Genomic DNA, 13,503 nt, shown 5'->3' on the forward strand with positions numbered 1-13,503 from the left:
CGATCACACCGCCAGCCGAGCGCGGCGCTCGGCCCTCGAAAGCCCAATCTCCTCGGGGCCGGTGAGATCCACTCCCAGCAATAGCGTCGTAAGCGGCGGCACCGGCGCCCAAGGCCGCCGCTCGGTGATCGACAGACTACCCCTGTGTGGCGCCTCCACGCCGCCCATTATGCGGCGCACCACGTTTGAACCGACGCCGCCGCCACCATCGCCCTCGCGGTCATCGCGGAGCACGACGTAACCGCTCGCCGCCAACTCGTCGCGATCCCAGACGTAGCCACCTGCGGCGTGCTCGGGCAGGCGCAGGACGAAGACGTCGTTGCGGCTTCCATCCACCTGCCAACCAGCGTCGCGCTCGGTCAGCAGCCAGACATCACCTCGGTAGTCGGATGGCCGGTAGTCGCCGAGCAGGGCGATCTTCATCTGGCGCGGCTCGACGGCTCCAAGGTCGCGCATCGCGTGCTGGTCGATCAATTCGTAGCGGCGAAGAGTCCGATAAGTCGCCTCGTAACTCGCGCCGAGCCGCAGCGACAGCTGGTATACGATGGAGGGCCGTCGAAGATCGACTACGGTCCACCCCTGCCGTGCACAGATCTGAAGGATTAGCCACTTCGGCATCATAAACGCGAACGCGAACGCGTCGGCCTCCACCTCCTGGAAGTCGTCGTCCGAACGCAACTGCGACGACGCCATCCGCCGCAGGATGGTTTCGTCATCGAGACTAGGCCGATGGTCGAGCCCATAGTGGCCGAGTTCGTGCGCCGCGGTCAGCCGCTGAATGCTCATGGGACGCTCGGTCGTGACGAGGATACCCGGGACCGGATCGTTGAGGAAGGCACCAAGGAGATTGCGGAGAGGCCTGAGAAGAAGCGGGACACCGAGCGCGTTGATCGCGCCGAAAACATCAACAGACCCACCCGACGCCGTCAGCGTCTCCTCCGTACCGAGGCGCCGGTGCAGACGCCCTGCCTGCATCGCGCCGTTGCGCACCGCCTGGGCGTAGCTCCCGGCCACGCTACTCGCCTTCCACCTTAGCCCGCGCCTTCAAGTAATCGGCAAAGCGTCCAAGCTCGGCACGATCCTCGGTGGATAGGTCGGCGACGCGCCGGGCGAGGTGCGCCACGTCCGCCGGCAGACCTGCGGATACCGCCTCGTCCCCTGTGAAATAGCCAACCGATTGCCGATAGAGGCGCGCGAGACGGGCAAGTTCCAGCGCCTCGACGCGGCGACTGCCGTTCTCAATGTCTGTTAGCGCAGTCCGCGGGATGTTGAGATAGTGCGCGACTTCGTCTTGGCGCAGGCCAAGATATTTACGAGACTCGCGCAACCGCTCGCCCATCTCACGACGCGCGCCCGCATCGTCCGCCGCCTTGCCGATGCTCATTTCTTGACCTTCCGCTTGTCCCAGATCGCCTGGATGCGCGGCACGAGATGTTCGAGAGCCTCGGAAACGGAATCGTATCCGCCGGTCCGGACCACGTCCTCCTTCAGTTTGAAGCCGAGGACATCGTCCAGGACGCACAACGCATCGACGGTCGTTAGCGAATCCATCGGCACGGGAGCTGCAATGATCGCCGGCCGATCGGGCGGAAGCGCGATTCCGCGGACGCCAGCCTCAGACTTGGCCACCTTGAGCAGTTCGTCCGTTAACGCGTCCAACACACGCTGGCGCGGGAAGCTCTGCACGGGTGCGACAACTGTGGCCATCGGCTCAGCTCCAACAAAACGGTTTGGGGAATGTCGGATATTCCGACATAGTTGTCAAGGTGTGTCGGCTATGCCCGATCAGCTCGTTTGGTTTTAGGCCTACTGCTTGGATGGCTGCGGCCTCTGACATTTCGCCCTTAGGCTCGCTGAGATTCTGTAAAGTCGGATTGGGGGAAGGTCTGTCTTTTGCGCAATGGAGCTAAAGGCAGACTGACAGCTACCGGCCCAAATCCGACCGACATTCAGTGCCCACTAGTGATGTCCGCTTCTGTTGCTTCATGACCTGAAAGCAGGCGGACCGCTCACGGCCCAGCTTCGGACGCGACAGAAGCCTCGGTTAATGCCCATCAACAGCATGGATCGGCCACGGCTCATCCGTCTCGCCAAGCCATATGCAACTCGATTCTGTTGAATTGAACCGCGGACCTTCGTACTGGTTCACCTCAAGCCGCAGGGATTTTATGACTGGTTTTATGACGAGTTCATGAAACAGCAAAAAAGTCGTTATTTTTCAACTGGTGCAGGCGGACTCCGTCTCCGCCATCTTTCGACTCAGCCGATACAGACCCGCCCCGCCGGGGGGCAGCGACGCTCATAGGCCGATCCGCTGCTCGAGCCAGCGTGCTGCCTCCGCGGGGCTAACCTTTTCCTCGTCGCGATCGACCATGTAGTTCGCTTCGCGCATCGCCTCGACCGGGATGGCACCGATCAGCGGGCGCAGCGCTTCGACGAAGCGATCATCGTCGGCATGTTCCGGAGCGATCAGCAGGATCGCGTCATAGCCGGGGATGGCGCCGCGATTGTCCTCGAGCACCTTGAGATCCTGCGCGGCGATGCGCCCGTCCGAGGAGAAGGCCGGGATCACGTCGGCGCGGCCGCTGGCGAGCGCGCGATACATGAAGGTGGGATTGAACGCGCGCGTCGATTCGAACTCGATACCATAGGCGCGTTGGACCGCCGCCCATTCGGGCCGCTCGAGAAACTCGACGTCGGTCGCGAGGCTCATCCGCGGCGCATGTGGCACCAGATCCTCGATCGTCGCAATTCCGAGCCGCTCGGCCTGATCGCCGCGCATCGCGAAGGCATAGGCGTTCTCGAACCCGAGCGTGCCGAGCAGCCGAACGCCGCTCGTTTGGCGGGTCCATTCGCCGACTCCTTCGACGATCGCCTCGCGCCCGGGGACCGTCTGCCGACCCATCTGATTGGTCCAGAGTGTGCCCGAATAGTCGACATAGACATCGACATCCCCCGAGGCGAGCGCACCATAGACCACGGCCGAGCCCAGCCCCTCGCGATATTCGACCGTATAGCCCGCTTCCTCCAGCTGGCGGCCGATCACCCGTGCCAGGATGAACTGCTCGGAGAATCCCTTGGCGCCGACCACCACTGTACGCTGGCCGGTGGGCAGCATCGGAGCCGAGGCCAGCAGCACTCCGGCCAGCAGGATGCCGAGGCTGCCGAACACGAGACCGCGCCGGCGTTGGCGGAGACCGGTTTCGGCGAGCCCGAGAAGCTGATCGACCGCCAGCGCGAGACCCGCTGCGGCGATGCATCCGGCGAGTACCAGCGCCCAGTTCTGCGTCTGGAGGCCCGCGAAGATCAGATCGCCGAGGCTCGGCTGGCCAACTGTGGTCGAAAGCGTCGCGGCGCCGATCACCCACACCGCTGCGGTGCGGATGCCCGCCATGAGAACCGGCAGCACCAGTGGCGCCTCGACGAGCAGCAGCTTCTGCCGCGCCGTCATCCCGACTCCGTCTGCCGCCTCGAGCACCGCCGGATCGAGATTGAGCAGCCCGGTAACTCCGTTTCGCAGGATCGGCAGGATGGCGTAGAGCGACAGCGCGAGCAGCGCCGGCAGAAAGCCGAGCGCAGGCAGCCATTCGCCGAAGATCGTGCGCAGCGAGAGCAGCAGCGGGTAGAAGAGCGCGAGCAGCGCCAGCGACGGGATCGTCTGAACGAGGCTGGCGAAGCCCAGTGAGACCCGCGCGACCGTGCGGCTGCGCGCCGACCAGATGGTGAGCGGAATGCTGATCGCGAGGCCGAGCAGCAGCGCCGCCATCGCGAGCAGAAGATGCTGAGCGAGAAGTTCCGGGACGCGGGTCCAGGCGGCGGTCATCGCCCGCTCTCCAGCGCCGCCAGCCGATGCGCCTGTTCGCGGGGAACGGCGACGAGCGCATCCGCCGCGGGCCCGCCTTCGCCGGCGATCAGCGCGCCGGGAGTCGCGTCGGCGACGATGTTGCCCGATTCCATCACCAGCACTCGGTCGGCGAGCAGCAGCGCCTCGGCCATGTCATGGGTCACCATGATTGTGGTGAGCCCGAGCCGGTCGTGGATCGCGCGCACGGCTGTTCCGAGCGTATCGCGCGTGATGGGGTCGAGCGCGCCGAACGGCTCGTCCATCAGCATCAGGCCCGGTTGAGTCGCCAGGGCACGCGCGACTCCGACTCGCTGGCGCTGGCCTCCGGAAAGCGCATCGGGGAGCCGCTTGGCCATCGCGGGCGTGAGCTCGACCAGTTCGAGCAGCTCGGCGACGCGCTTCGCGTTTTCGCGCTCGCCTTTCAGCCTGAGCCCGATACCGACATTTTCTCCCACCGTCAGATGCGGGAAGAGGCCGGTGTTCTGGAAGACGTAGCCGATCCGGCGACGGAGCAAATGGGGCGTTTCCGAGTCGACGGGGTCGCCGCCGATCAGCACCCGACCGCCGCTCGGCTCGATCAGCCGGTTGACCGTCTTGAGAAGGGTCGACTTGCCCGATCCCGAAGCGCCGACCAGCGCGACGAAGCTGCCTGCCGCGATGTCGAGCGATACGGAGTTCACTGCGATCACGCCGCCTGCATAGCGCTTGGCAAGGCATTCGAAGGAGACCGAAGGCCCGAGGGTGCGCGATTGCTCTGGCATCCGGGGCACTTGTGCGGGATGAAGCGGGAAAGGTCAAAAAAGAGGAGAGGGGCAGATGGGGGACGGCGCCAAGGCGATTTTCATTTCTGGCGGGGCTTCAGGCATCGGTCTTGCGACCGCGCGCCTCTTTGCCGAGCGCGGTTGGCGCGTGGGGCTGGCGGACATCAACGCAGGCGGACTGGAGGCAGCGAAGGCGGCGCTTCCCGCCGACCGGGCTTGGACTCATGTGATGGACGTTCGCGAGCGCGACCAATGGGAGGAGGCGCTGACTGGCTTTGTCGAGGCAAGCGGCGGGCGCCTCGACGTCTTGTTCAACAATGCTGGGATTCCGGTGGGCGGTCCATTCGTGGAGACCGATGCGGTGACGCTGGACCGATGTGTCGCGATCAACCTGAGCGGCGTCGTGAACGGCGCGCACATCGGCTTTCGTTTGCTCAAGGCCACTCCAGGCAGCTGTATGCTGATCACAAGCTCGGCGGCGGGGATCTACGGCACTGCGGGCGGTGCGATCTATTCGGCGACGAAGTTCGCAGTGCGCGGGCTGGCGGAGGCGCTCGACGGCGAATGGGCGCCCGAGGGCATCAAGGTGCGCACGATCATGCCGAGCTTCATCGAAACGCCGCTGCTGGATCAGCCGCTCGCGAACAGCAACCGCACGGTACGCGAAAGCGTAACCGAAGGCGGGCTCGAGATCACGCCGGTGGCCGAGGTGGCCGAGGCGGCCTGGCAGGCAGTGCACGGCGAGAAGCTGCACACGGTTGTGGGAAAGACTGCGCAGCGGCTGCGCTTTGCCACGCGATGGATGCCGAAAAAGGTCCGGCAGATATCGCAGAGGCGCTCGCGCCAGCTCGGCTGAGGCGCCTCAGGCCAGGAGCAGCGCGAGCTGCACGCGCGCCGTGCCGCGCTGGAGCATGCCGAGTTCGCGCGCGGCGGCTTCGGACAGATCGATCACGCGGCGGCCGTGATAGGGCCCGCGATCGTTGATCCGGACGACGACGCTGCGGCCCGAGTTCGGCTCGGTGACGCGTACGCGCGAGCCGAGCGGCAGCGTGCGGTGCGCCGCCGTCATCAGCGCCGGATCGAAGATCTCGCCACTGGCAGTGGAGCGGCCGGCGAACGCATCGCCATAATAGCTCGCTTCGCCGAGGCCGACGATCCGGCTGGCGTTGCGGAAGGTGTGATCGACGACGTCGCGCGTTGCGGAGGGAAGCGGCGAGGGTTCGGCCGTTTCGAAGGCGGCGAGCTCGCTATCGACGCCGGCGAGCCCCTTGCCGAGCGCAATGCGTTCGCGCGGCTCGGGCACGGTGGCCAGCGAGACGGAGAGGAGGGCGGTGGCGACCAGCGCCGCGATCAGCCCCAGGCGGAGCCAGCGATTCTCCAGCTTGAGCCGGACAAAGGCACGGAGCCGATCGCTCCGCGTCGGGAGCGTATGGGCTTCGGTCATAGTCCCCTATCAGTGAACGAACGCGCGGGTTGGTTCCGATAATTCAGGAGCCTATTCCAGCGGCGCGTCGTCCCGCTCGCGATAGAAGTCGCGCACGATTTCCCACCCTTCCTCGGCAGTCTCGACGAAATGGAAGAGCTTGAGGTCGCGCGGGCTGATCACGCCTTCTTCGCACAGCGCTTCGAAATTGACGACGCGCTCCCAGAATTCGCGGCCGTAGAACAGCACCGGCATCGGCTCGATCTTGCCGGTCTGGATCAGCGTGAGCAGCTCGAACGATTCGTCGAAGGTGCCAAAGCCGCCGGGGAAGACCGCCACCGCGCGCGCGCGCAGGAGGAAGTGCATCTTGCGCAGCGCGAAATAGTGAAACTGAAAGCTGAGCGACGGAGTGACATATTCGTTCGGCGCCTGTTCGTGCGGAAGCACGATGTTGAGTCCGACCGATTCGCAGCCTGCGTCCGCCGCGCCCCGATTGGCCGCTTCCATGATCGAGGGGCCGCCGCCCGAACAGACGACGAAGTGCCGCTTGCCGTCGGCGTCGCGCGCGAAGCAGCTCGCGGTGCGCGCCAGCTCGCGCGCGACGTCGTAATATTTCGACTTGGCGACCAGCCGCTCGGCGATGCGCCGCGACTCGGGGGTGTCGGCGAGTTCGAGCATCGCCTCGGCCTTGGCCGGCTCGGGAATGCGCGCCGAGCCGTAGAAGACGAACAGCGATGCGATGTTCGCCTCGTCGAGCAGCAGCGTGGGCTTCAGGAGCTCGAGCTGGAAGCGCACCGGGCGCAGATCCTCGCGCAGCAGGAACTCCATGTCCTGAAAGGCGAGGCGATAGGCCGGATGCGCGGTCTGAGGCGTGTCGTGGCCGCTGGTACGGGCGGTCTCGGCATCCTGATCTGCACGGCGGAATACGCGGGAAGGAACGCGGGTGTCACTCATGATGACTGCGCGTTAGTCGATCCGGGCGCCGCTGCAAATGGGGCGGCTGCTCAACTGCAGAAGGGCCCGCGCCCCATGTCGAGATGGAAGTGATCGTGGTGCGCGGCGTTATAGTCGGGGCTGAGCACGGTCTTGAAGCGGCGACATGCCGAACGCCGAACGACCTGCAGAAACTCGCGCACCCTGGGATCGGAGCTGTTCCAATCGTCCTTCAGCGTGATTCGGCGCCCGTCGGCCAGGCGAAAGCCCGAAATGTCGACTGCATTGGCGAGGCCATGTTCCGACACCCGGCGCGCGGCGCTGGCGCCCGCGCCGATGATCCCGCGGCACGAATAGGTGCCGAAGCTTTCGACTCGCACGAGTTCGCTGCCGAGGATCTCGCGTGCGGCGGGAGCGACGCCGTGGCGCACCCAGGCGGAAAAGGTCTGCGCGAGCGGGCAACGCATCGACTTGAGCCCGGTGACCGGAACGCCGATGTCGAGCAGCTGGACTGCGCCGATCACCAGGCATCCGCCGCCGAAATCCTGATCCGGCAGCGGGCGATAGCTGACGTTCTGACGCTCCAGATCGGCAAGGCATTGCCGCGTCTCGCGATCAGGCGCGCCCGGCAGCGCGATCGGGCCGCTGGCGCGTGGTTCGATCGGGCCGGGGCGCGGCACGCGCGGACTGTCACTTCCGCCGCCGCCGAAAATGCATCCGGTGAGCAGGAGCGGCAGCAAAAGGGCGAGGACGTGGCGAGTCATCATCGTGCGGCGAGTTTGACGAACCATGGTTACCGGAGAGTTAAGCGCCGGCTGGCACCGTGATTTTTGCAAGTGATTCCAATCCGACTCTGCTCCGATCCCGCTGCGCCGCAGCAAGGACGGTTGACTTCGCTCCGCATGCCGCTAGGCCCGTCGACGGGCCACGCGGTCCCAACGCCGCGCGTGCTCTCTGCAAGGAGAGACTGACATGACCGATACGATTCGTTCCGACGCCACCCGTGCGTCCGCCGCACCCGCCACCAAGCCGGCGCGCCCCCATTTCTCTTCCGGTCCCTGCGCCAAGCCGCCCGGCTGGTCGCCCGACAAGCTCGCGACTGCGGTGCTCGGGCGCTCGCACCGCTCGAAGCTGGGCAAGGCGCGACTGCAGCATGCGATCGACCTGACGCGCGAGCTGCTCAAGGTTCCCGACACGCATCGTATCGGTATCGTTCCCGCGTCCGACACCGGGGCCGTGGAGATGGCGATGTGGTCGATGCTCGGCGCGCGGCCGGTGCAGTTGCTCGCCTGGGAGAGCTTCGGTGAGGGCTGGGTCACCGATGCCGTCAAGCAGCTCAGGATCGATCCCGAAGTGCTCAAGGCGCCGTATGGCGAGATCGTCGACCTGACGCAGGTGAAGCCGAGCCATGACGTGATCTTCACCTGGAACGGCACGACTTCGGGCGTGCGCGTGCCGAACGGCGACTGGATCGCCGAGGACCGCGAGGGGCTGACCTTCGCCGACGCCACCTCGGCCGTGTTCGCCATGGACATGCCGTGGGACAAGCTCGATGTCACCACCTTCAGCTGGCAGAAGGTGATGGGCGGCGAGGGCGGCCATGGCGTGCTGATCCTGGGTCCTCGCGCGGTCGAGCGCCTCGAAAGCTATACCCCCGCCTGGCCGCTGCCCAAGATCTTCCGCATGACCAAGGGCGGCAAGCTGATCGAAGGCATCTTCAAGGGCGAGACGATCAACACGCCGTCGATGCTGGCGGTGGAGGACTATATCTTCGCACTCGAATGGGCGCAGTCGATCGGCGGTCTCGATGCGCTGATCGCGCGCTCGACCGCCAATGCCAGTGCGTTGGGAAGGATCGTCGCCGAACGCGACTGGCTCGATCACTTGCCCGCCGATCCAGCGATCCGATCGAACACGAGCGTGTGCCTCAAGCTCGTCACCGACGCCGACGCCGAGGCGCAGGCCGCGATGGTGAAGAGGATGGCGGCGCTGCTCGAGGCGGAGGATGCGGCGTACGACATCGCCGGCTATCGCGACGCCCCGCCGGGGCTGCGCATCTGGTGCGGCGCGACAGTCGACACCGCCGATATCGAAGCGCTCGGCCCGTGGCTCGACTGGGCCTGGGAGCAGGTTGCGGCCGCGTAACTGCGTCGCCCCTGCGAAGGCAGGGGCCCATGTCTCTCGAATTCCGCGCGGGGCGGACACAGGCCAGAAGCAACGTGCCCGCCGGATTGCAGCACTCAACAGCGATAGGCCCCTGCCTGCGCAGGGGCGACGAAAGGGATAATGATGCCCAAGGTTCTGATTTCCGACAAAATGGATCCCAAGGCCTCCGAGATCTTCCGCGCACGCGGAGTCGAAGTGGACGAAATCACCGGCAAGACTCCCGACGAGCTGAAGGCGATCATCGGACAGTATGACGGGCTTGCGATCCGCAGCTCGACCAAGGTGACCAAAGACATCCTCCAAGCCGCGACCAACCTGAAGGTGATCGGCCGCGCCGGCATCGGCGTCGACAATGTCGATATCCCCGCGGCTTCGGCGCAGGGCGTGGTCGTGATGAACACGCCGTTCGGCAATTCGATCACTACCGCCGAACATGCGATCGCCCTCATGTTCGCGCTCGCCCGCCAGCTGCCCGAGGCCGATGCCTCGACCCAGGCGGGCAAGTGGGAGAAGAACCGGTTCATGGGCGTGGAAGTCACGTCCAAGACGCTGGGCCTGATCGGCGCGGGCAACATCGGCTCGATCGTCGCCGATCGCGCGCTGGGGCTACGGATGAAGGTGATCGCCTATGATCCGTTCCTTACTCCCGAGCGCGCAGTGGAGATGGGTGTCGAGAAGGTCGATCTCGATACGCTGCTCGGCCGTGCCGATTTCATCACGCTGCACACGCCGCTGACCGATCAGACGCGCAACATCCTTTCCGCCGAAAACCTCCGGAAGACGAAGAAGGGTGTGCGCATCGTCAACTGTGCGCGCGGCGGGCTGATCGACGAGGCGGCACTGAAGGAGCTGCTCGACAGCGGCCATATCGCCGGCGCCGCGCTCGACGTGTTCGTCACCGAGCCTGCCAAGGAGCATCCGCTGTTCGGTACGGCGAACTTCATCTCGACGCCGCACCTCGGCGCCTCCACCAGCGAGGCTCAGGTGAATGTGGCGATCCAGGTCGCCGAGCAGATGGCGGATTATCTGGTTTCGGGCGGCGTCACCAATGCGCTCAACATGCCGTCGCTCTCGGCCGAGGAAGCGCCGCGGCTGAAGCCCTATATGGCGCTGGCCGAAAAGCTCGGCTCGCTCGTCGGCCAGCTCGCCCACGGCGCGCTCGACGAGATCGCGATCGAGACCGAGGGCCATGCCGCCGAGTTGAACCAGAAGCCGATCACCGGCGCGGTGCTCGCCGGGCTGATGCGGGTGCATTCGGACACGGTGAACATGGTCAACGCGCCCTTCCTCGCGCGCGAACGCGGGTTGGACGTGCGCGAAGTGCGCCACGATCGCGAGGGCGACTATCACACGCTGGTGCGCGTGACGGTCGGCACCGACGAGGGCGACAAGTCAGTGGCAGGCACGTTGTTCGGCGATTCGGCGCCGCGGCTGGTCGAGCTGTTCGGGATCAAGGTCGAGGCCGATCTGGCGGGCGACATGCTCTACATCGTGAACGAGGACGCGCCGGGATTCATCGGCCGGCTCGGCACCACGCTCGGCGAAGCGGGGGTGAACATCGGCACCTTCCATCTCGGCCGCCGCGAGGCTGGCGGCGAGGCGGTGCTGCTGCTGTCGGTCGACACGACGGTGACGCCCGAGCTGGTATCGCGGCTCCGCGAGCTTCCCGGCGTGAAGACGGCGATGTCGCTGCGATTCTGAGATGCGTGAGGCGGGGTGGCTCTGCCGCTCCGCCTGCCGCTTGTCGCAGCACTATGCATCCTTTAGCGCAGCGGCATGACCGGACTGCTACCCGAAGGATTCCACGACCGCCTGCCGCCGCAGGCCGATGCGGCCGATGCGCTGGAGCACCATGTGCTGCGCACTGCGCGCGCTTACGGCTATGAGCGCGTCGATCCGCCGCTCGCCGAATTCGCCGAAGCGCTGGGATCGCGACTGAAGGCAGGCGGGATGGAGCAGGCGGTGCGCTTCGTCGATCCGGTCTCGCAACGCACGCTGGCGATCCGGCCCGACATCACCGCGCAGATCGGTCGTATCGCCGCGACGCGGATGGCGCACCACCCGCGCCCGGTGCGCCTGTCCTATGCCGGCCCCGTGCTCAAGCTGCGCGCCAGCGAGCTGCGTCCCGAGCGCGCGATGCGCCAGCTGGGCGCCGAGCTGATCGGGCTCGACAGCGTGGCGGCGGCGACCGAGATCGTGCGCGTCGCGGTGGAGGCGCTGCAGGCGGCGGGGATCGAGGGGATCGCGATCGATTTCACGCTCCCCGATCTGGTCGACACGCTGGCGGGCGATGCGCTCGCGCCCGAGGCGCTGGCGCGGCTGCGCGAGCGGCTGGACGGCAAGGACGCCGCGGGCGTGGCCGAGATCGACGCCCGCTACTTGCCGCTGATCGCGGCGGCCGGGCCGTTCAACGCCGCGCTGGAGCGGCTGCGCGGGATCGACGCGGGCAATGCGCTGGCGAGCCGGATCGACGGGCTGGCGGCGATCGCCGCGAGCGTCGAAGGCGATGTTGCGCTGACGCTCGACCCGACCGAGCGGCACGGCTTCGAATATCAGAGCTGGCTCGGCTTTTCGATCTTCGCGCGCGGCGTGCGCGGCGAGATCGGCCGCGGCGGCACGTACATGGTCATGCACGAGACCGGCGCGGAAGAGCCCGCGGTGGGCTTTTCGCTCTACGCCGACCCCGTGCTCGACGCGGGGCTGGGCACGCGCACGCGGCGGCGGCTGTTCCTGCCCTATGGTACCGACCCCGAGCGCGGTCGCGCGCTACGGGCGGAAGGGTGGGTGACGGTGGCGGCGCTGACGGCTGAGGACACGCCTGAGGCGCAGCTGTGCAGCCATCTGCTGGGAGATGAGGGGCCGGAGGCGGTTTGACGCCGAGATTGCTCCGTATCGGAGCCAAAACGGTGTTTGACTTGTAGGAAAATGTTGCTCAAATGTTCTCGCCCTCACGAGTCGGGGGTGATGCATGCAGATATCTTCGGAGCAGCGACGACAGGCATTTTCCGTGTGGCTGCGGACGGGATGGTTGCCGAGTCCGGGCGGGCGTGGCGGGCTCGAACTCAAGTTCAATCCCTGGCACGATCCTGAGAACGGCAGGTTCACCTTTGCCGGTCATGGGCGGTATTACGGGCGCGGCAGGGAGATAGATCCGAAGCGCGCTCCGCAAAATGCGCCAACCATCGTCATTCAGGAAAATCCGCATCTTCCGAAACTGACATCGGCAGAAGAGGTTGAGGCTTTAACCGCGAAGCTATTAGCAGAACACGGTGATAACTCTGCGAATCGCGCCCTGATCGAAGCCCAGCGCCAGCGTCTTCTTGCTGGCCTTTCATCAAGCGCTAACAGCGCCGTCGATCAACAGAGATCGCGGCCTGAAGTCATCAAATTTGCCGAGGGCTTAGGTGAAGCAGTGTATGACGTCGCGTCCGGCACGGTCACCGGCATCTATTCGCTGCTTACTACCAGTCCGTTGACCAGCATTCGCAACATTGAGTTTGGCATCGCTGGAACGATCGATAGCGCGCTTGAGGCTGAAGATACCCCTGCACATGTCCAGTTCAGTCGAGCTTTCGACGCGGTTACGCACGCCTCGGCACATGACATCGGCTACGCAGCTGGGACTTTGATAGGGGATGTGGGGCTGGGATTTGGGTCGCGAGCTCTGGTTTATAAGTTCTCAGCCCTTCGGGGCGTCGACAAAGGTTCAGCAGTAGAACCTGCCTCGCCGCAGGTGACCTGGTTGCAGGAAACGAACACTGCCACAGGATTCGCAAAAGATTATAATGATTCGGCATTGGGGGCATATTCTGATGCGGCTACTCGGAGGAGTAGAGTTCCAGCATTACCGAGGACGATGGAGGATGGATCGATAAGGTTCGTCAAATTCGATGGTTTGGATGCTAATACCCTCATTGATCGGAAGTGGACGGTGGTCACAGCACCAAACGGCAAGGCCCAAGCATTGCGGCAATCGATAGTGCTTAAGCAGCACGGCCTGATTGGCCGCTGGGAGGTTCCGTCGCTACGCGAACGTCGAAAAGCAATGAGGATGTTACATTCGCTTGGTATAACTAACATTGGCGTACTGGTGGTGAAGCATGATCCCTCTTGAAGTCATCAAGGCATTGGCGAACGTCGCCATTATCACGCAATTTTCATCCTGGGCTGAGCTTGACGAAGATGCGGCTGTCCAGATGCTTGAGCAGATGGCAGGCGATCTGCAAATGCTTGGCCCCGATGACCTTGCCAGTCTGTCGGAAGGCTTCCGCAAGGTGTCCGAAAGCTATCGGGAAGCTGAAGTCCGCCAGTTCGTGTGGGAGCTTCCCTCGGCGCTCGGGCTTGAGAATGACGAGGAAGACGCCGACCTCGACTGA

At 65.2% G+C, this 13,503-nt stretch carries 14 protein-coding genes; 6 read left to right on the top strand and 8 right to left on the bottom strand.

All coding sequences use genetic code 11. The features are described from left to right. Positions 1-3 precede the first annotated feature (3 nt). The 5 genes from H7V21_RS11785 to H7V21_RS11805 form a co-directional block, all read right to left on the bottom strand. On the bottom strand, positions 4-1,014 hold the full coding sequence (locus tag H7V21_RS11785; RefSeq protein ID WP_188053935.1) for an ImmA/IrrE family metallo-endopeptidase: 1,011 nt from the start codon (positions 1,012-1,014) through the stop codon (positions 4-6). Between the two features lies 1 nt (position 1,015). Beyond that, positions 1,016-1,384, bottom strand: a complete 369-nt coding sequence (locus tag H7V21_RS11790) for a helix-turn-helix domain-containing protein (RefSeq protein WP_188053936.1) — start codon at positions 1,382-1,384, stop codon at positions 1,016-1,018. After that, positions 1,381-1,707 (bottom strand): hypothetical protein, encoded by a 327-nt coding sequence (locus H7V21_RS11795; protein WP_188053937.1) that lies wholly within the window; start codon positions 1,705-1,707, stop codon positions 1,381-1,383. Before H7V21_RS11795 ends, H7V21_RS11790 begins: the two co-directional genes overlap by 4 nt. A 592-nt stretch (positions 1,708-2,299) precedes the next feature. Further along, entirely contained in the window at positions 2,300-3,823 is a 1,524-nt protein-coding gene (locus tag H7V21_RS11800) for an ABC transporter permease/substrate-binding protein (protein ID WP_188053938.1), read from the bottom strand. After that, entirely contained in the window at positions 3,820-4,605 is a 786-nt protein-coding gene (locus tag H7V21_RS11805) for an ATP-binding cassette domain-containing protein (protein WP_188053939.1), read from the bottom strand. Before H7V21_RS11805 ends, H7V21_RS11800 begins: the two co-directional genes overlap by 4 nt. A 55-nt stretch (positions 4,606-4,660) precedes the next feature. Between H7V21_RS11805 and H7V21_RS11810 the strand changes: the two genes are divergently transcribed. Continuing rightward, a complete protein-coding gene (locus tag H7V21_RS11810) occupies positions 4,661-5,461 on the top strand; it encodes an SDR family oxidoreductase (RefSeq protein ID WP_188053940.1) in 801 nt (266 codons plus the stop codon). A gap of 6 nt (positions 5,462-5,467) precedes the next feature. On the opposite strand, the gene H7V21_RS11815 is transcribed toward H7V21_RS11810, so the two are convergent. Genes H7V21_RS11815 through H7V21_RS11825 form a run of 3 tightly spaced genes read right to left on the bottom strand, consistent with a single transcriptional unit; the run spans position 5,468 to position 7,725 of the window. Next, complete coding sequence (locus H7V21_RS11815) at positions 5,468-6,049, bottom strand: septal ring lytic transglycosylase RlpA family protein (RefSeq protein ID WP_188053941.1); 582 nt, start codon at positions 6,047-6,049, stop codon at positions 5,468-5,470. A 51-nt stretch (positions 6,050-6,100) separates the two neighbouring features. Then, positions 6,101-6,982 carry an LOG family protein gene (locus H7V21_RS11820; RefSeq protein ID WP_188053942.1) on the bottom strand — a complete coding sequence of 294 codons (882 nt, stop codon included), beginning with the start codon at positions 6,980-6,982 and terminating at the stop codon, positions 6,101-6,103. Between the two features lie 50 nt (positions 6,983-7,032). Continuing rightward, positions 7,033-7,725, bottom strand: coding sequence for an extensin family protein (locus tag H7V21_RS11825; protein ID WP_188056525.1), 693 nt, complete (start codon positions 7,723-7,725; stop codon positions 7,033-7,035). A gap of 208 nt (positions 7,726-7,933) precedes the next feature. Here H7V21_RS11825 and H7V21_RS11830 point away from each other — a divergent pair, with 208 nt between their 5' ends. From H7V21_RS11830 to H7V21_RS11850, 5 genes are all read left to right on the top strand, one after another. Further along, positions 7,934-9,106, top strand: coding sequence for a phosphoserine transaminase (locus H7V21_RS11830; protein ID WP_188053944.1), 1,173 nt, complete (start codon positions 7,934-7,936; stop codon positions 9,104-9,106). Positions 9,107-9,250: 144 nt separating this feature from the next. Further along, positions 9,251-10,828: a phosphoglycerate dehydrogenase gene (serA, locus tag H7V21_RS11835; RefSeq protein ID WP_188056526.1), complete on the top strand. Its 1,578-nt coding sequence runs from the start codon at positions 9,251-9,253 to the stop codon at positions 10,826-10,828. 75 nt (positions 10,829-10,903) lie between these two features. After that, entirely contained in the window at positions 10,904-12,001 is a 1,098-nt protein-coding gene (locus tag H7V21_RS11840) for an ATP phosphoribosyltransferase regulatory subunit (protein WP_188053946.1), read from the top strand. A 94-nt stretch (positions 12,002-12,095) separates the two neighbouring features. Then, positions 12,096-13,241, top strand: a complete 1,146-nt coding sequence (locus H7V21_RS11845; RefSeq protein ID WP_188053947.1) for a hypothetical protein — start codon at positions 12,096-12,098, stop codon at positions 13,239-13,241. Beyond that, entirely contained in the window at positions 13,228-13,503 is a 276-nt protein-coding gene (locus tag H7V21_RS11850; protein ID WP_188053948.1) for a hypothetical protein, read from the top strand. The genes H7V21_RS11845 and H7V21_RS11850 overlap by 14 nt, the downstream gene beginning before the upstream one ends.

The sequence above is a fragment of the Sphingosinithalassobacter sp. CS137 genome, from assembly GCF_014334115.1.
Lineage (GTDB): Bacteria > Pseudomonadota > Alphaproteobacteria > Sphingomonadales > Sphingomonadaceae > Sphingomonas.

Excerpts from the sequence above, each read along its gene's own strand:
- serA (WP_188056526.1), top strand. The coding sequence starts at position 9,251 with ATGCCCAAGGTTCTGATTTCCGACAAAATGGATCCCAAGGCCTCCGAG.
- H7V21_RS11845 (WP_188053947.1), top strand. The coding sequence starts at position 12,096 with ATGCAGATATCTTCGGAGCAGCGACGACAGGCATTTTCCGTGTGGCTG.
- H7V21_RS11820 (WP_188053942.1), bottom strand. The coding sequence starts at position 6,982 with ATGAGTGACACCCGCGTTCCTTCCCGCGTATTCCGCCGTGCAGATCAG.
- H7V21_RS11810 (WP_188053940.1), top strand. The coding sequence starts at position 4,661 with ATGGGGGACGGCGCCAAGGCGATTTTCATTTCTGGCGGGGCTTCAGGC.
- H7V21_RS11790 (WP_188053936.1), bottom strand. The coding sequence starts at position 1,384 with ATGAGCATCGGCAAGGCGGCGGACGATGCGGGCGCGCGTCGTGAGATG.
- H7V21_RS11850 (WP_188053948.1), top strand. The coding sequence starts at position 13,228 with ATGATCCCTCTTGAAGTCATCAAGGCATTGGCGAACGTCGCCATTATC.
- H7V21_RS11795 (WP_188053937.1), bottom strand. The coding sequence starts at position 1,707 with ATGGCCACAGTTGTCGCACCCGTGCAGAGCTTCCCGCGCCAGCGTGTG.
- H7V21_RS11805 (WP_188053939.1), bottom strand. The coding sequence starts at position 4,605 with ATGCCAGAGCAATCGCGCACCCTCGGGCCTTCGGTCTCCTTCGAATGC.
- H7V21_RS11825 (WP_188056525.1), bottom strand. The coding sequence starts at position 7,725 with ATGACTCGCCACGTCCTCGCCCTTTTGCTGCCGCTCCTGCTCACCGGA.
- H7V21_RS11830 (WP_188053944.1), top strand. The coding sequence starts at position 7,934 with ATGACCGATACGATTCGTTCCGACGCCACCCGTGCGTCCGCCGCACCC.
- H7V21_RS11840 (WP_188053946.1), top strand. The coding sequence starts at position 10,904 with ATGACCGGACTGCTACCCGAAGGATTCCACGACCGCCTGCCGCCGCAG.
- H7V21_RS11800 (WP_188053938.1), bottom strand. The coding sequence starts at position 3,823 with ATGACCGCCGCCTGGACCCGCGTCCCGGAACTTCTCGCTCAGCATCTT.
- H7V21_RS11815 (WP_188053941.1), bottom strand. The coding sequence starts at position 6,049 with ATGACCGAAGCCCATACGCTCCCGACGCGGAGCGATCGGCTCCGTGCC.